This is a genomic window from Microbacterium sp. GXF0217, assembly GCF_054798195.1.
This window is the reverse complement of sequence record NZ_JBSJZG010000006.1, coordinates 54,424-71,335: the sequence shown is the minus strand read 5'-3', so window position 1 is coordinate 71,335 and position 16,912 is coordinate 54,424. Positions and strand designations below refer to the sequence as shown.

Sequence of the window (16,912 nt, the reverse complement as noted above, 5' to 3'; positions counted from 1 at the left end):
AGACCGTGCCGTCAGCGCTCGGGTGACAGCAGACGCACGCGTGCGCCGTCGAGCTCCGGCTGCCGACGGAACTGGCCGGTGAGCGCGAGCGCGACGATCACGAGGGCGCACGCGATCCAGCCCGCGACGCCCAGCGGCCCGGCGAGCGCCATGTCGACATCCGCACCGGCTGCCGCCAGCATCAGCACTGTTCCGGCTGCGGCGTTGATCGCGCCGTGGGCGAAGACGGCGGGCCAGACGGATGCCGATCGCAACCGCAGCCAGCCGAGCAGGATCCCCCACCCCACGCAACCGCCGACCATGAACAGCACACCGGTGAGATCGGTGCGGCCGAAGTTGTAGCCGAGCAGGATCACGGGGGCGTGCCACAGCCCCCAGATGGCGCCGCTGATGAGCAGGGCAGGCCACGTGCCGTACTGTCGCAGCGCGGGGAGGAGGAATCCGCGCCATCCCAGTTCTTCGCCGAAGGCCATGACCGCGTTGATCGTCGCTGCGGCGATCGGGATCGACGCCAGTTGCGCCACGACCAGCACGGCGATCGGCGGAAGCGGAGTGCCGGCCGGCACGGCTGCTGCCAGCGTCTCGGCGTACCCGGAGAATCCGACGAGGTCGAGCTGCACCCATCCGAACAGCGCGGCCACCACGAGCGAGAGCGCGATGACGACGATCGGCCCGAAGAGTCCGAAGACGCTCATCCAGATGACGCGCTTGGCCGGGCGCAGCGGCCACATCCCGAGCACGCGCAGACGCTCGCCCTTCGGCACCGGGCGCAGCAGCAGAATCACGAGGAGCGCGGCGAGCGCCGGCGTGAACATCATGACCGGGAGGAGGAAGCCGGCGAGCGGATGGCTCAGACCGTCGCCGAGCCACAGAGGGAGGGCGACCAGCCACGCGAGACCGCAGGCCAGGACGACGTAGGCGACGATCGAGCTGAGCGGGATCCGGCTCGGCCCCTCGGCGTGCGGTGCGGTCATGAGGCGTCTCCTGTGCTCGTGCGGTCGGGTTCCGGGTCGGATGCCGCGGCATCCACGTACGCCTGCAGCAGCGCAGCGGCCTGCTCTGCTCCGTCGATCGTGACGACGAACGTGCGCTTGCCGGGGCGGACCACCTCGATCGCCGGCCCCTTGCGCATGACGATGCCGCTGCGCCCGTCGAGCGAGATGCGCCATCCCCAACCGCCGAACTCCCCGAACGGCGAGATCTCGACGGCACGGGCGGACGCGATCTCGTCGAGGGGGATGCGGGTGCGGGGCACCCCGAGCAGAGACCGGGCGGTGAGGCCGTCCGGAGTGACCCGCACACGGAACGCTGCGGTCGCCGGCAGGGCGAGCAGGACGATCAGCATGATCGCGACGCTGAACCAGGCCGCCGGATCCGCGTTCAGCGCCAGGACGATCGTGAGCGCGGTGACCAGCACGAGCGCCGCCCCCATGATGATCAAGGGCGTCCGCGGCATGGTCGCCGTCCCCACCCAGACGACGCGCTCACCCGCGGTCAGTCTCACGCGGTGCGCGGGGTCCAGGGACGGGCCGTTCGCCGCCGTGACGGCCGGCTGCACGAACCAGGCGGCGGCTCCGACGAGCGCCAGGACCGCGAAGCCGAGAATCACCAGCCACCAGACGTCGCCGACGTCGGCGGCATCGGTGAGCCCCCGCTGCGGCCCGAGCGATCCGAGCGTCAGCACCAGCGCGAACGCCGCCATGCCGGCCGCCATCGCGCCCATGAATCGCGCGGCAGCCCCCCAGTGATCACTGACGGCCGCGAGCGTGACCAGGGCCATCACCACGGGCAGCACCAGCCCGACGCCCACGAGGATCCACACGTAGACGATCGGTGGGCCGAAGCCGTCGGGGCCGGAGGTTCCCCAGTGGGTCACGACGCGATCCGGCAGCTGCGGCATCCAGATCCACAGCACCGCGAGCCCGATCGCGACCAGCACGATCGGAACGAGAATCGACACGAGGAGGAAGCGCACGCGCGCGGTGCGCAGCAGCGCGGCAGGCGTGCGGGTGATGTCGTGCTCGGTCATGAGACCTCCTCCGGTCGGGCGTGCGCGGGAACCGCGGACGTGATGATGGCGGCGAGCGTCTCGGGCGACACGCCCAGCTCGTCGGCTCTCGCGACGAGGTCGGCGATGTCGTTGGCGAGCTCCACGAGCGGGGCTGCGGATGCCGCGACCACCGCTCCTCGCCCTCGTCGCAGATCGACGAGGTGCTCGTCGCGCAGCTGCTGATATGCGCGAAGGACCGTGTGCAGGTTGACGTCGAGCGCATCTGCCACCTCACGCGCCGACGGCAGCCGGTCGCCCGGCGTGAGCGTACCCACGAGGATGTCGGCGCGCACGGAGGCCGCGACCTGCTCGAAGAGCGGTCGCGCACTGTTCGCATCGATCCTGATCAGCACTGGTCCTCCAATTTCTAGTAATTCTAGTTGAACTAGAACAGTTGTAGCAAGCGTCCATGCGCTTTGTCGGCGTGCGGGACGTCGGCCACACTGATCGTCATGAAGGTCACTCCCCGCCGCCTCGCCATCGGAATGAGCCTGTGGGCGCCGAATCTCTTCAGCGGCATCCGCATCCGCCGGTTCAGCGAGGACTGGACGCACGCCACCGTCGAACTGCACGTGAACCTCTTCACGCGCAACTACGTCAAGACGGCGTTCGGCGGGTCGATGTCGGCGATGACGGACCCGTACTTCTTCATGCTCGTGATGCACCAGCTCGGCCGGGACTACGTCGTGTGGGACACCAGGGGCGAGATCGAGTTCACCAAGCCGGGTCGCGGCATGCTCACCGCGGAGTTCGAGGTCTCGCGCGAGCGCGCAGAGCAGATCCGCGAGCGGGCCAGCGGCGGCGCCAAGGTCCTGGAGTGGTTCGAGACGGTGATCACCGACCGCAACGGCGACATCGTCGCGAAAGTGCGTCGCGAGGTCTACATCCGCGAGAAGAAGCGCGTCACGACGGCGCGCGGCACCGGCCGTTAACTGCCGAGTGGCACGATGAGACCGTGCCTCTCGCCCGCCGCCTGACTCTCGCCGACGCCACCGCGATCGGTCTCGGCTCAATGATCGGCGCCGGCGTGTTCGCCGTGTGGGCGCCCGCGATGGGCGCCGCCGGCTCCGGCATCCTCATCGCCCTCGCGATCGCGGCCGTGGTCGCGTACTGCAACGCGACGAGTTCCGCACAGCTCGCGGCCGTGCATCCCGTCGCGGGAGGAACGTACGCGTACGCCCGCGCCGAGATCGGCGCGTGGACCGGGTTCATCGCCGGGTGGTGCTTCGTGATCGGCAAGATCGCCAGCTGCGCGGCGATGGCGCTGACCTTCGCGTCGTACGCGGCGCCGACCGGCTGGGAGCGTCCAGTCGCCGTCGCGGCGGTCGCCGCTCTCGCCGCCGTGAACTGCTTCGGAGTGACGCGCACGGCGCTCGCCACCCGCGTGCTCGTCGTGGCGTCACTGCTCGGACTCGCGGTCGTCATGGCCGCGGGTGTCGGCGGCGGCCAGCACTCCCCCGCTCCGCTCGAGGACGCCACGGCCTACGGCGTCCTCCAGGGCGCCGGGCTGCTCTTCTTCGCCTTCGCAGGCTATGCGCGCATAGCGACGATGGGCGAAGAGGTCGTCGATCCGGCGCGGACGATCCCGCGCGCGATCGTCCTCGCCCTCGGCGGCGCCGTCGTCGTCTACGTCGCGGTCGGGCTGACGGTCCTCTCCGTGCTGGGAGCGGATGCCGCGGACAGCACCGCGCCGCTCGCCGATGCCGTGGCCGCGGTCGGGTGGGACGCGGCGGAGCCGGTGGTGCGCGTGGCAGCTGCCGCGGCATCCCTCGGCGCCCTGCTGGCCCTGCAGACGGGGATCGGACGCACCACCCTCGCCATGGCCCGCGAAGACGACCTCCCGCGCAGGCTGGCAGCTGTGAGCGCGCGCTGGCAGGTGCCGCAGCGCGCGGAGATCGTCGTCGCGGTCATCGTGATCGCAATCGTGCTGATCACGGACCTGCGCGGTGCGATCGGATTCTCGTCCTTCGGAGTGCTGCTGTACTACCTGATCACGAATGCCGCCGCTTTCCGACAGGACGCGGACGTGCGGCGCTACCCGCGATGGCTGCAAGTGCTCGGGGCGTTCGGCTGCCTCGTCCTCGTGAGCACGCTGCCTGTCATCGCGTCGCTCCTGGGCACGGTCGTCGTGCTCGTCGGACTCGGGTACCGGATGCTGCGGTTGCGGCTTTCCGCGCGGTGAGCGTGCCGGTCGCCTCGTGTTGGCTCGTTGAGCGCGAGCGTCGGTGAGCAGTCGAACGCGGAGATCACAGATCAGCGCTGACCGCGACTCACCTCACCCCGGCCCGCTCGACGGGCGGAGAACAGGCCACTCAACGAGCGACCCGAACCGTCACCGCGTCAGCGACTCGGCCTCACGCGTCACGCCCCGAGACCCCAGCGCCATGACGACAGCGGGCAAGAGAGCCTCGGCGGTCCGCCGGTACCCGGCAGCCGAAGGATGGAATCGATCGAGGCTGAACATCTCATCGGGTTCGGCATGGAACGTCGGCCCGACGAGATGGCGCAGATCCACGGGAACTGCCCCGGTCCGCCACGCGACGCGCGTCTGCTCCAGAGCGAGGCGCCGCGACATCCTCGACAGCAGCGCGCGCAACGGCTGCGGCACAGGGCGCAGCGTTCCGAGGTCAGGGCAGGTGCCGACGACCACCGGCGTTCCGGCATCCTGAAGTCGCAGGACGGCACGCTCCAGCTGAGCGGATGCCGTCGACGGCGGCACCAGATGCGTCACGTCGTTGCCGCCGACAACGATCACCGCAACATCGGCACGGTACCCCGCGGGCAGACTGTCGAGCTGGGACTCGAGCGCTGACGACTCCGAGCCGACCACCGCTGCGGTGTGCAGCCGCACCGGTCGCTGCAGCTCGCGCGCCAGCGCCTTCGCGATCCGTCCGCCCAGCGTCTGCTTGCGATGCTCCGCGCCGAGCCCCGCGGCGAGCGAATCCCCGAACAGCACGAGCTCGACCGCATCGCCGGTGAGCGACCGCCTCCAGACCCGGTCGGCATCGATCGATTCCTCCCCCAGCGGCTTGCCGATCCGGCGCCGGGCGATCGCCGCCTGCCGGGACAGGAGGATCCGGATGCCGAGGCCCACCAGAGCGCACGCCGCGAGCACAGCGCCCAGTGCTCTCACTCGTGCCACAGACGAAGTGTCATCCCCGCAGATGAACCGCGGGTGAATCCCGCTCAGCCGAGCGGCTTAACCTCCAGCGAGCCGATCGCCGCGCCGGCCGACACCGTGGCGAACGCCGTGTAGCCATCAGCCGACGAGCGCTCCAGCAGAGCCTTGAGGTTCTTCGTGCGGCGCTCGAGACGCACCCGCGACCCGGCGGCGAGGAGCGCCGCCTTGTGCGCGACCAGCTCGGACACGGGAACATCGGCGTCGTGCACGAGGACGACGGCCGCGGCATCCGCATCGTCTGCGATCTCGACGAGGTCCACCAGACGCTCGAAGCCGAGCGAGAAGCCGACGGCAGGAACCTGCTGGCCGAGGAAGCGCCCGATCATGCCGTCGTAGCGCCCGCCGCCGCCCAGCGAGTACGGCACCGAGGGGTGCGCGAGCTCGAAGATCGTCCCGGTGTAGTAGCCCATGCCGCGCACGAGGAACGGGTCGAACACGAGCGGGATCTCGGAACTCTCGGCATCCGAAGCGTCGCCGGCGGCGACGGCCTCGCCGATGCCGACGAGGTGCGCGACGATCTCGTCCGGCGCCCCCTCGGGAAGCGCCTTGCGGATCTGCCGCTCGCCGTACGGGGCGTATTCGCGCGTCTGCGGGCGCCGCAGGAACGCCTCGAAGGCGTCGACCGCAGATGCCGTGGCCGCACGCTCTCGCAACTCGGCGACGATCCCGTCCGGCCCGATCTTGTCGAGCTTGTCGATCGTGATCAGCACGCCGGGGCGCTCCTCGGCGGCGAAGCCGAACGCATCCAGCATCCAGTCCAGCGCTCGTCGATCATTGATGCGGATGCTCGCCTCCGACAGACCGAGCGCCGCCACGGCATCCAGCGAAGCGACGAGCAGCTCGGCCTCGGCACGCGACGAATCGTCGCCCATGATGTCGATGTCGCACTGCACGAACTGCCGGTAGCGCCCCTTCTGCGGACGCTCGGCCCGCCACACCGAACCGATCTGGATCGAACGGAACACTGTGGGCAGCTGGGCGCGGTTGGACGCGTAGAACCGGGCCAGCGGGACGGTCAGGTCGTAGCGCAGGCCCAGATCGGACAGTGCAGCCGGGTCGTCCGCGGCAGAGCGGATGCCGTCGGCATCCAGCCCGCGGCGCAGGATGTTGTAGGAGAGCTTCTCGTTGTCGCCGCCGATCCCGGCGTGCAGCCGGTCGTACTCCTCGACGACCGGGGTCTCGATCTCGTCGAAGCCGTGCGCGCGGTAGCGGTCGCGGATGACGGAGAGGACGCGCTCACGGCGGGCCTTGTCGGCGGGGAGGATGTCGCGCATGCCGCGCGGCGGGTTCACGGTAGCCACCCGACGATTCTTCCAGGTCTCCGCGACGGCGCGCGTCAGTCGTCGATTCTGCGCTGTTCGATCAGAGCGGAGGTCATGTCATTGAGCAGGCCCGCGACGGCATCCAGATCCGCATCCTCTGGAGCGACGGCCGCGAGCGCTGCCGCCCATCCGTCCCGCAGACGCTGGAGATTCTCCGCCGCCAACGGCGTCGACCGGACGACGACCGCCCGGCCGTCGCCGCCGTCGTGCGCCCGCGTGACGAGTCCTTTGGTCTCGAGTCCGCGCAGCGCCGTCGACAGGTTCGAACGCTGCAGGCCGAGTCGTTCGGCCAGCTCGCTGGGGGCGATTCCGCCGGCCCGATCGATCACGCGCAGCGCCAGCCGCTCGTTGAGCGTGAGCGGGATCACGTCGTCGTAGCGATGCCGGGACTCGATCTCGCGACCGAGCGCGAGCACGCCGTCGGCCAGATCCGCCAGGGTCGACCGTCTCACCGCCATGCCACCATCGTAGGTCCGGAGTCGATAAATACTTTTAGTTATATTACTATAACTACTCGTGACGATACTCCGCGATCCCTCGACCGACTCCCTCCCAACCACCCGCACCGCCCTGACGACCGGACTGCTGCGCATCCTCGCTCTGCTCTCGGCCGTGGCACCCTTCGCGACCGACCTCTACCTGCCGGCATTCCCTGCGATCGCGGCCGACCTCGGCACGGATGCCACCGGTGTGCAGCTGACGCTCACCGCGTTCCTCGTCGGCATTGCGGTCGGCCAACTGGTGTTCGGCCCGCTCTCCGACCGGTTCGGACGTCGTCCGCTGCTGCTCATCGGCGCGATCGCGTTCGTCGCCGCCAGCGCCGCAACCGTGTTCGCGCCCACGCTCGAGGTGCTGATCGCGGCCCGCGTCGTCCAGGGCCTCTCGGGCGCCGCAGGCATGGTGCTCGGCCGCGCCGTGATCTCGGATCTCGCCGCCGGCCCTGCCGCCGCGCGCGCCATGAGCCTGATGATGATCGTCGGCGGTGTCGCGCCCGTCGTCGCCCCGCTGGTCGGCGGAGCCATCGCCGAGCCCCTCGGCTGGCGCGGCGTGCTCGCCGTGGTGCTCGGGATCGCCGTCGTGATGCTCATCGCCGTGGCCGCCGGCATCCGCGAGACGCTCCCCCGAGAGCGCCGCGCGGAACTCGCCGTGCTGAAGAGCGCCACCGGGTCGCCCCTGCGTGCGCTCCTGTCCCGCGAGTACATCGGATACACGCTGACCTTCGCCTTCGCCTTCACGGTGATGATGGGCTATATCTCCGCGTCGCCGTTCCTCTACCAGAGCATGATGGGTCTGACGGAGCTGCAGTACGGCCTGCTGTTCGGTGCCAACGCGCTGGCGCTCATGGTCACGAGCGCCGTGTCAGCGAAGCTCGTCGAACGCGTCGCGCCGCGTCGCCTGATCGCCATCGGCCTGGCTGTTCTCGGGCTGGGGGCCGCCGCGTTCCTCGCGCTCGTGCTCACCGGCTCGCCCGTCTGGACGCTCGCCATCGCGGTGTTCGTGATCGTCGCGTCTCTCGGCTTCGTGTTCGGCAACGCGACCGCGCTCGCTCTCGGTGCCGTCCCCGGCGCTGCCGGAAGCGCCTCAGCTGTGCTCGGCGCCCTGCAGTTCGGCCTCGCCGCCGCGGTGTCGCCGCTGGTGAGCATCGGCGGCGAGAACGACGCCGCGCCCCTCGCAGTCGTCATGGTGGTATCGACGGTCGTCGCCGTCGCGGCGTTCCTGACGACACCCCGGGCGCGCTGACCTCGGCGGCGCCGGTCGGGTGCAAGTCTCCTCAGGCGGACTCGGCCGCGCGGACCTCGTCCTCCAGCAGCCGGATGCGCTCGCGCAGGGCGCGCTCGGCATCCCATCCGCGGGTACGGGCCTCGGCGACGAGCGCGAGCAGCGCCTCGCCGAGGTCCGCCTCGGATGCTGGGGGCGCGTCCGCACTCGCCGACGACGCCGCGTCGGGAAGGACCGACGAGGCACGCCCGAGCACCTTCTGAGCCCTGGCCAGCGACGGCATCCCGCTCGGCACGCCGTCCAGCACGCTGGTGCGCTCGCGCTTCTCGGCCGCCTTGGCCGCATTCCAGTGCACGAGCACCTCCTCCGGCGTCGTGGCGACCGCGTCGGCGAACACGTGCGGATGCCGGCGCACCATCTTCTCGGTCAGGGTGCGTGCGACGTCATCGATGTCGAACGGATCGTCCGGGTCCTGAGCCGCGATCGCGGCGTGGAACAGCACCTGCCAGAGCAGGTCGCCGAGCTCTTCGCGCAGCTCCGCACGATCGCCGACCTCGACGGCATCGATCACCTCGTGCGATTCCTCGATGAGGTACGGAACGAGATCCCGGTGCGTGATCCGCTGCGACCACACGCAGCGCTCGCGCACCGCCCGCATCGTCTCAGCGGCATCCCGCAGCGCATCGCTCATCGCAGGACCCTGCTCGGCATCCGATCACGCATCCGCATGCCGTCGGTACCAGGCCGCGCGCGACGAGACGACGATCCCGGACAGCACGAGCGCGATGAGCGACCCGACGAGCACGCCGAGGATCGCCTGATCGCGCAGACCGCGATCGTCCGCGAAGGCGAGGTTGGCGAGCAGCAGCGACACCGTGAAGCCGATGCCGCCCAGCGTGCCGGCCGCCAGGAGGTCGGGGAGCTTGAGCGCCGGAGGACCGCCGCGCGATCCGATCCGCATCGCCAGCCAGCCGAACGTGCCGATGCCGATGATCTTGCCGATCGGCAGCGCGAGCGCGATGCCGAAGAAGGCCGGGGAGAACTCCGCCGGCGAAACAGAGGGGATCACCACGAACGCGGCCGTGAACGCGAAGATCGGCAGGATCGCGCCGTTCACGGTCGGCTCCAGCGCGTACCGGATCCGCATCGACGGCGCCTGCGCGATCGCGAGCCCGAGCATGACGCCGGCGATGGTCGCATGCACGCCGGATGCGGCGACGAGTCCCCACACGACCACGCCGATGACGACCATCAGCACGCCGATCAGAACCTGATTGCGCTCGCCGAGCTGACGGCTCAGGATGCCGAAGATCACGACTCCGACGAACGAGAGCAGCAGCAGGAGCCAGTTCAGATCGTGCGCGAAGAGGACGGCGATGAAGATGATCCCGATGATGTCGTCGAGGATCGCCAGCGCCAGCAGGAAGACGCGCACCCCCGACGGCAGGCCGCGTCCGAACACCGCCAGCACGCCGAGCGCGAACGCGATGTCGGTCGCGGTCGGGATCGGCCAGCCGGATGCCGTCTCCGGCGCCCCGGCGATCGTGAGGTAGATCACGATCGGCACGAGCACACCGCCGGCCGCGGCGATCGCGGGCTGCAGCGCCTTGCGCAGCGAGTTCAGCTCGCCGCCGGTGAGCTCGTACTGCAGCTCCATCGCGACGACGAAGAAGAAGATCGCGAGCAGTCCGTCCGAGATCCAGTGCTCGACGGACAGATCCAGCGACGTGCCAGGCACCGGGATGTGCATCCCGAGAACCGCGGCGATCGCGTCGTGCGCACCGGTGTTGGCCAGCAGGAGACCGAGCGCTGCCGCAGCCAGCAGCAGGATCGCGGGGAACTGCGCCGAGCGCAGCGGATTTCGTGACGAGCTCATCAGGTCCACCGTACCGAGCACGTTAACGCTGTGTCACGCGGTCCGAGTCGGCCTCCGCTCCGGGATACGCTCGAATCATGACTCCCGAGCCCACACCCACGGAAGCCATTCGCGTCATCGGCCGCTTCGAAGCGGGCCAGGGCATCCCCGAATCCATGCGTGCAGACGTCCGCATGCTCGGCGCTCTGCTCGGCCAGGTCCTGCGCGAATCCGGCACCCCCGGCCTGTTCGAAGACGTCGAGCGACTGCGCCTCGCGACCATCCAGGCCTACGACGACGAGAGCGCCGAGGCGTTCGAGCGCGCGGCATCCATCGCGGACTCGTTCTCGATCGCCCGCGCCGACGAAGTGGCCCGCGCCTTCACCGCCTACTTCCACCTCGTCAACCTCGCCGAGGAGCACCAGCGCGTCCGCGTACTGCGCGAACGCGCAGGTCAGCCGGGGCGCGAGGGCGCGGCGGACACCGTCGCGGCCGCGTACGCGCAGCTGCGCCGCGAGGTCGGCGATGCGGAAGCCGAGCGCCGCCTCGCCGGACTCCGCTTCCACCCGGTCTTCACGGCGCATCCGACCGAGGCACGCCGCCGCGCGGTCTCGACGAGCATCCGCCGACTGTCCGACCTCCTGACCCAGCACGACTCCGCGAGCGAGGACGGCGCCGAGCAGCGCCGCGCCCGTCGACGCATGCTGGAGGAGATCGACACGCTCTGGCGCACGGCACCGCTCCGTGCGCAGAAGCCGACGCCGGTCGACGAGGTGCGCACCGTCATGAGCGTGTTCGACGAGACGCTCTTCACGACCGTCCCGCACGTGTACCGCCGCATCGACGACGCCCTGCGCGGCGAGGAGTCCGGCGCGAGCGCCCCCATCGTCCCCGCGTTCGTCCGGGTCGGATCGTGGGTCGGCGGCGATCGAGACGGCAACCCGTTCGTCACGGCATCCGTCACGCGCGAGGCCGCCCAGATCGCCTCCGACCACGTGCTGCAGGGTCTCGAGCGGGCGCTCACCCGCATCGGCCGCACCCTCACGCTGGATGGCGAGAGCACCCCGGTCTCCCCCGCCGCTGCCGCGCTGTGGGACGCCTTCGCCGCGGCGGAGCCCGAGTCCGCGGCCGACATCTCGACCCGTTCCCCCGACGAACCGCACCGTCGTCTGCTGCTCCTGCTCGCACGCCGCGTCGCCGCGAAGCGCAGCGGCGTCGCCGGGGGCTACGCGCACCCGGATGAGCTGCTCGCCGATCTGCGCGTCGTGCAGGAATCGCTCATCGCGTCCGGCGCCCGCCGGCACGCCTTCGGCGGCGTGCAGCACCTGATCTGGCAGGTCGAGACCTACGGCTTCCACCTCACGGAGCTCGAGGTCCGCCAGCACTCGCAGGTGCACCGTCAGGCTCTGGCCGAGCTGGATGCCGGTGAGGAGCGCAGCGAGAAGACGCTCGAAGTGCTCGACGTCTTCCACGCGATCGCGGAGATCCAGCGCGAGTACGGCCCGCGCGCGGCCGGTCGCTATGTCGTGTCGTTCACGCAGTCGGCCGAGGACCTCGCGAACGTGCACCGTCTCGCCCGCTACGCACTCGGCGACGACGTGCCCGTACTCGACGTCGTGCCGCTGTTCGAGACGTTCGCCGATCTGCAGGCGGCCCCCGGCATCCTCGCCGAGACCGTCGAGTTCCCGGAGTTCCGCACGCGCATGGCCGAGACGGCAGGCCGCCTCGAGGTGATGCTGGGCTACTCCGACTCCTCGAAGGACGTCGGCCCTGTCGCGGCGAACCTCGCGCTCTACGAGGCGCAGCAGAAGATCGCGCAGTGGGCGCAGGACTCCCGCATCGAACTGACGCTGTTCCACGGCCGCGGCGGCGCGCTCGGCCGCGGCGGCGGACCGGCGAACTCGGCGATCCTCGCCCAGCCGCCGCACTCCGTCGACGGGCGCTTCAAGCTCACCGAGCAGGGCGAGGTCATCTTCGCCCGCTACGGCGAACCTGCCATCGCGATGCGCCACATCGATCAGGTCGCCGCAGCGACCCTGCTCGCCTCCTCCCCCGGTGTCGAGCAGCGCACGAGCGGCGCCGCAGAGCGCTTCGCTCCGATCGCCGCGACGATGGACACGGCATCCCGTGCCCGCTTCTTCGAACTCGTGCGCGCCGAGGGCTTCGCCCCCTGGTTCGCGACCGTGACCCCGCTCGAGGAGATCGGCCTGCTCGCCCTGGGATCGCGCCCCGCGCGCCGCGGCCTGTCGGTCGAGTCCCTCGAGGATCTCCGCGCCATCCCGTGGGTGTTCGCCTGGACTCAGGCGCGCATCAACCTCGCGGGCTGGTTCGGTCTCGGAACGGCGCTCGAAGCCGTCGGCGACGAGGCCCTCCTCACGGAGGCGTACCGCGAGTGGCCGCTGCTGCACACCATGATCGACAACGTCGCGATGAGCCTCGCCAAGACCGATGAGCGCATCGCGCGTCGATACCTCGCGCTCGGCGACCGCGACGACCTCGCCCAGCTGGTCCTGGACGAGCTGACGCTCACCCGCGAATGGGTCATCCGCCTGACCGGCGGATCCGGACTGCTGGTGAACAAGCCCGTCCTCCAGCGCGCCGTGCAGCTGCGCAGCCCGTACGTGGATGCTCTCTCGCTGCTTCAGCTGCGCGCACTGCGCGAACTGCGCTCCGGCGACGAATCGGCGACCGGATCCGGAGCGGATGCCGAGCAGCAGCGTCTCCTGCTGCTGTCGGTCTCGGGTGTGGCGGCCGGACTGCAGAACACCGGGTGAGACGGGCGAGATCTCACAATGCGCGTCGCGATAGAGTGAGAACTCGCGTGCCCGACCGGCACCCACTCGCGCGACACGATCGCCCCACCCACTCCCCTGATTGAGAAAGCCGTTTCGCGTGCCCGCTCCTGCCTTTCATCCCCTTGCCGATTCCGTCCAGCCCGTCTTCGAGACGGTGCAGGCCCGCAGCCCTCACGAGCCCGAGTTCCAGCAGGCCGTGCACGAGGTGCTGCACTCGATCGGTCCCGTGTTGGAGCGGAACCCGCAGTACGCGGACGCGGGCATCGCGGAGCGCATCGTCGAGCCCGAGCGGCAGATCATGTTCCGCGTCCCGTGGGTCGACGACGCCGGCAAGCTGCAGGTCAACCGCGGCTACCGCATCCAGTTCTCCTCGGTGCTGGGCCCGTACAAGGGCGGTCTGCGGTTCCACCCGTCGGTGAACCTGTCGATCATCAAGTTCCTCGGGTTCGAGCAGATCTTCAAGAACGCGCTCACCGGCCAGGGCATCGGCGGCGCCAAGGGCGGCAGCGATTTCGACCCGCACGGCCGATCGGATGCCGAGATCATGCGGTACTGCCAGTCCTTCATGAGCGAGCTGTGGCGTCACCTCGGCGAGCACACCGACGTCCCCGCGGGTGACATCGGCGTCGGCGGCCGCGAGATCGGCTACCTGTTCGGCACCTACCGCAAGATCACGAACCGACACGAGTCGGGAATGTTCACCGGAAAGGGAACCGCCTGGGGCGGCGCCGAGGTGCGCACCGAGGCCACGGGCTACGGCGCCGTCTTCTTCGCGGAGGAGATGCTCGCCGTCAAGGGCGACTCGTTCGAGGGCAAGCGCGTCGGCATCTCCGGTTCCGGGAACGTCGCGATCTACGCGATCCAGAAGGCCACCCAGCTGGGCGCGAAGGCCGTCACGGCATCCGACTCCTCCGGCTACGTCGTCGACGACGCCGGCATCGATCTCGATCTGCTGCGGCAGATCAAGGAGGTCGAGCGCGGCCGGATCGTCGAGTACGCGAACCGGCGCCCCGGCGCCCGCTTCGTCGAGGGCGGACGCGTCTGGGAGGTTCCGGTCGACATCGCGATCCCCTCCGCGACGCAGAACGAGCTGGAGCTCGCCGACGCCGAGGCCCTGATCGCGAACGGCGTCCGCGCCGTGTCCGAGGGCGCCAACATGCCCTGCCTGCCCGACGCGGTCGCCGCGTTCCAGTCCGCCGGTGTGCTGTTCGCCCCCGGCAAGGCGGCCAACGCGGGTGGTGTGGCCACCTCGGCGCTGGAGATGAGCCAGAACGCCTCGCGTCAGCGCTGGGCCTTCGCCGACAGCGAGCGCAAGCTGCGCGAGATCATGGGCGACATCCACCGGGCGTCGTTCGAGGCTTCCGAGCGCTACGGCGTCCCGGGCGATTACGTGGCCGGCGCGAACATCGCCGGTTTCGAACGGGTGGCGGGGGCGATGCTCGCACAGGGAGTCATCTGACCCTCACCCACTGAGCACCCGGCCGCGAGGCCGGGTGCTTCTTTTTTCCCGAGTTCGTTCTACATCGTTGTACACAAGCTCTGCATCGTTGTAGATTGAGGCATTCCCGTCCACCGTCGAACTGGAGACCCCCATGACGCGACGCCCCCGCGCGCGCCGAGCCCTCGCAGCCCTGGCACTGAGCACGACGTCCCTTCTCGCCGTCGGCGCCCTGTGCGCTCCGGCGGCGATCGCCGCACAGCCCGCCGACCCGCCGCCGCCGACGTTCCAGGACGTCACCGTGCACGATCCGTCGATCATCGAGGTGGACGGCGAGATCTGGGCGTTCGGATCGCACGGCGCCTCCGCGCACACCGAGGACCTGATGTCCTGGCAGCAGCACACCCTCGACCTGTCCCAGAACCCCGACAACGCCCTGTTCGAGGACATCTACACCGAGCTCGCCGAGACGTTCGAGTGGGCGAAGAGCTCGACGCTGTGGGCGTCCGACGTCATCCAGCTTCCGGATGGACGCTTCGCGATGTACTACAACGCGTGCGAGGGCTCCTCCCCGCGCTCGGCGCTCGGCATCGCGACGAGCGACTCGATCGACGGCCCGTACGAGAACCAGGGCATCCTGCTGAAGTCCGGCATGGAAGGCGAGAGCGAGAACCCGGACGAGATCTACGATGCGCGGATCCATCCGAACACGGTCGACCCCGACGCCTTCTACGACGCCGACGGCGCACTCTGGATGACGTACGGTTCGTACTCCGGCGGCATCTACATCCTGAAGATGGATGCCACCACCGGCGAGCCCCTCCCCGGCCAGGGGTACGGCACCCACCTCGTCGGCGGCAACCACAGCCGCATCGAGGCCCCGACGATCCAGTACGACGCCGAGTCCGGCTACTACTACCTCTACCTGTCGTTCGGCGGGCTCGACGCCTCGGGCGGCTACGACGTGCGCGTCGCCCGCTCGACGTCGCCTGACGGCCCGTATCTGGATGCCCAGGGCAACGACATGGCGGATGTGAAGGCCGACCCGTCGCTGCCACTGTTCGACGACGTCTCGATCCAGCCGTACGGCGTCAAGCTCATGGGCGGGCACCTGTTCACCCGCGAACTCGGCGATCCGGGCACCGGACTCGGCACCGGCTATGTCTCCCCTGGGCACACGTCCTGGTACCAGGACCCGGAGACCGGGCGCATGTTCATGGTGTTCCACGCGCGCTTCCCCGGCACGGGCGAGCTGCACGAGGTGCGCGTGCACCAGATGTGGATCAACGCGCAGGGCTGGCCGGTCGTCTCACCGGCGCGCTACGCGGGCGAGACCGCCGAGAAGGTGAAGCGCCCGGACATCGTCGGAACCTGGCAGCTCGTCGACATGGGGCACGACATCACGGCGACCGCTGCGAAGTCTGTCGACGTGACCCTCACCCAGAACGGCCGGATCACCGGCGACCGCGAGGGCACCTGGGGGCGCAGCGGCCACCGCACCGCCGCACTCACGATCGACGGCGAGGTCTACTCCGGCGTCTTCGCTCCGATCTGGGACCCGGACCTCGCGGAGTGGTCGATCGGGCTGACCGCCGTCTCCGACGAGGGCGTCACACTGTGGGGCCGCCAGAGCGTCGAGCTCGCAGGTGCCGCCGCGGTGGACGCAGTCATCGCCGATCTCGAGCTGGGCGACACGAGCGCCGTCACGATCGACCTGGACCTGCCCTCCGCGGGCACGGGCGGCACGACGATCACGTGGGCCTCCTCGGACGAGACGGTGGTCACCGCGGACGGCACCGTCACGCGCCCCGCTGTCGGCGAGGGCGACACGACAGCGACGCTGACCGCCACTGTCTCGAACGGCGCGGCCGCGAAGCAGGTGCCGTTCGAGATCACGGTGCTCGCGCGCACGCCTGGCGTGCTCGCCGGCGCGTGGTCGTTCGAGAACGGCCTCGCCGACGCGAACAACACGTTCCCGGACGCCGTTGCGACCGGCAACCGCCTGGATGCCCCCGCCACTGCGCCGGCGGCGTTCGCCGCCGATGGCGTCTCCGGAAGCGCGCTCCACCTCGACGGCACGTCCGGCGTCCGCCTCCCGGACGATCTCATGCAGGGCACGTCGTACTCGGTCAGCCTGTGGCTGCGCCCCGAACAGCTCACGGCGTACACGTCGGCGTTCTTCGCGGCGGAGAGCCCGACGAACTGGCTGAGCCTGCTGCCGAAGGGCCACAGCGGCGTCGGTGGTTCGGCCATGCTCTGGTCCGGCAGCGAGCGGTGGTACGACGCCGGGACGGGCCGGTTCCTGCCGACCGGCGAGTGGTCGCACGTCGCGTTCGTGGTCGATGGCACCGCGGCATCCGTGTACGTGGACGGCGAGCTGACCTACGAGGGCGTCGGATTCGGCGATGTCCTGTCCGGCGAGGACAACGTCTTCGCGCTCGGCGTGAACTGGTGGGACGTCCCCTACCAGGGCGACATCGACGAGCTCACGGTGTGGAGCTCGGCGCTGTCTCCTGAGGACATCACGGAGCTCGCGACGCGGTGACGCGGGA

Annotated in this window: 14 protein-coding genes; 6 read left to right on the top strand and 8 right to left on the bottom strand. The window is 70.1% G+C overall.

The annotated features are described in order from the left end of the window. Positions 1–11: 11 nt before the first annotated feature. The 3 genes from ACWAT3_RS13170 to ACWAT3_RS13160 are packed head-to-tail and all read right to left on the bottom strand — an operon-like array spanning position 12 to position 2,403. The gene (locus ACWAT3_RS13170; protein ID WP_460799101.1) at positions 12–974 is read right to left on the bottom strand and encodes a lysostaphin resistance A-like protein; all 963 of its coding nucleotides are present in this window, start codon (positions 972–974) and stop codon (positions 12–14) included. Further along, positions 971–2,029, bottom strand: coding sequence for a DUF1648 domain-containing protein (locus ACWAT3_RS13165; protein ID WP_460799100.1), 1,059 nt, complete (start codon positions 2,027–2,029; stop codon positions 971–973). The genes ACWAT3_RS13170 and ACWAT3_RS13165 overlap by 4 nt, the downstream gene beginning before the upstream one ends. After that, a complete protein-coding gene (locus ACWAT3_RS13160; protein WP_460799098.1) occupies positions 2,026–2,403 on the bottom strand; it encodes a GntR family transcriptional regulator in 378 nt (125 codons plus the stop codon). The genes ACWAT3_RS13165 and ACWAT3_RS13160 overlap by 4 nt, the downstream gene beginning before the upstream one ends. 99 nt (positions 2,404–2,502) lie before the next feature. Between ACWAT3_RS13160 and ACWAT3_RS13155 the strand changes: the two genes are divergently transcribed. Together ACWAT3_RS13155 and ACWAT3_RS13150 are read left to right on the top strand one after the other, a co-directional pair. After that, positions 2,503–2,982: a DUF4442 domain-containing protein gene (locus tag ACWAT3_RS13155; RefSeq protein WP_460799096.1), complete on the top strand. Its 480-nt coding sequence runs from the start codon at positions 2,503–2,505 to the stop codon at positions 2,980–2,982. A gap of 80 nt (positions 2,983–3,062) precedes the next feature. Further along, positions 3,063–4,232, top strand: coding sequence for an APC family permease (locus ACWAT3_RS13150; protein WP_460799384.1), 1,170 nt, complete (start codon positions 3,063–3,065; stop codon positions 4,230–4,232). A gap of 150 nt (positions 4,233–4,382) precedes the next feature. Here the strand turns inward: ACWAT3_RS13150 and ACWAT3_RS13145 are convergent, their stop codons facing one another. The 3 genes from ACWAT3_RS13145 to ACWAT3_RS13135 all read right to left on the bottom strand — a co-directional run bounded on the left by ACWAT3_RS13145 (position 4,383) and on the right by ACWAT3_RS13135 (position 7,011). Further along, complete coding sequence (locus tag ACWAT3_RS13145) at positions 4,383–5,192, bottom strand: SGNH/GDSL hydrolase family protein (RefSeq protein ID WP_460799094.1); 810 nt, start codon at positions 5,190–5,192, stop codon at positions 4,383–4,385. Between the two features lie 44 nt (positions 5,193–5,236). Continuing rightward, positions 5,237–6,505: a histidine--tRNA ligase gene (locus tag ACWAT3_RS13140; protein WP_460799382.1), complete on the bottom strand. Its 1,269-nt coding sequence runs from the start codon at positions 6,503–6,505 to the stop codon at positions 5,237–5,239. Positions 6,506–6,567: 62 nt separating this feature from the next. Beyond that, complete coding sequence (locus tag ACWAT3_RS13135; protein ID WP_460799092.1) at positions 6,568–7,011, bottom strand: MarR family transcriptional regulator; 444 nt, start codon at positions 7,009–7,011, stop codon at positions 6,568–6,570. Positions 7,012–7,069: 58 nt separating this feature from the next. On the opposite strand from ACWAT3_RS13135, the gene ACWAT3_RS13130 reads away from it, so the two are divergent. Then, entirely contained in the window at positions 7,070–8,293 is a 1,224-nt protein-coding gene (locus tag ACWAT3_RS13130; protein ID WP_460799090.1) for a multidrug effflux MFS transporter, read from the top strand. A gap of 31 nt (positions 8,294–8,324) precedes the next feature. Here ACWAT3_RS13130 and ACWAT3_RS13125 read toward each other — a convergent pair whose 3' ends face one another. Both ACWAT3_RS13125 and nhaA read right to left on the bottom strand, forming a co-directional pair. Then, a complete protein-coding gene (locus ACWAT3_RS13125; protein ID WP_460799088.1) occupies positions 8,325–8,963 on the bottom strand; it encodes a nucleoside triphosphate pyrophosphohydrolase in 639 nt (212 codons plus the stop codon). Between the two features lie 24 nt (positions 8,964–8,987). Continuing rightward, positions 8,988–10,148 carry a Na+/H+ antiporter NhaA gene (gene nhaA / locus ACWAT3_RS13120; RefSeq protein ID WP_460799086.1) on the bottom strand — a complete coding sequence of 387 codons (1,161 nt, stop codon included), beginning with the start codon at positions 10,146–10,148 and terminating at the stop codon, positions 8,988–8,990. Positions 10,149–10,225: 77 nt separating this feature from the next. Here nhaA and ACWAT3_RS13115 point away from each other — a divergent pair, with 77 nt between their 5' ends. The 3 genes from ACWAT3_RS13115 to ACWAT3_RS13105 all read left to right on the top strand — a co-directional run bounded on the left by ACWAT3_RS13115 (position 10,226) and on the right by ACWAT3_RS13105 (position 16,905). Further along, positions 10,226–12,901 (top strand): phosphoenolpyruvate carboxylase, encoded by a 2,676-nt coding sequence (locus tag ACWAT3_RS13115; RefSeq protein WP_460799084.1) that lies wholly within the window; start codon positions 10,226–10,228, stop codon positions 12,899–12,901. 118 nt (positions 12,902–13,019) lie between these two features. Then, entirely contained in the window at positions 13,020–14,381 is a 1,362-nt protein-coding gene (gdhA, locus tag ACWAT3_RS13110) for an NADP-specific glutamate dehydrogenase (protein ID WP_460799082.1), read from the top strand. A gap of 133 nt (positions 14,382–14,514) precedes the next feature. Then, positions 14,515–16,905, top strand: coding sequence for a LamG-like jellyroll fold domain-containing protein (locus tag ACWAT3_RS13105; protein WP_460799080.1), 2,391 nt, complete (start codon positions 14,515–14,517; stop codon positions 16,903–16,905). The last annotated feature ends 7 nt before the right edge of the window (positions 16,906–16,912 follow it).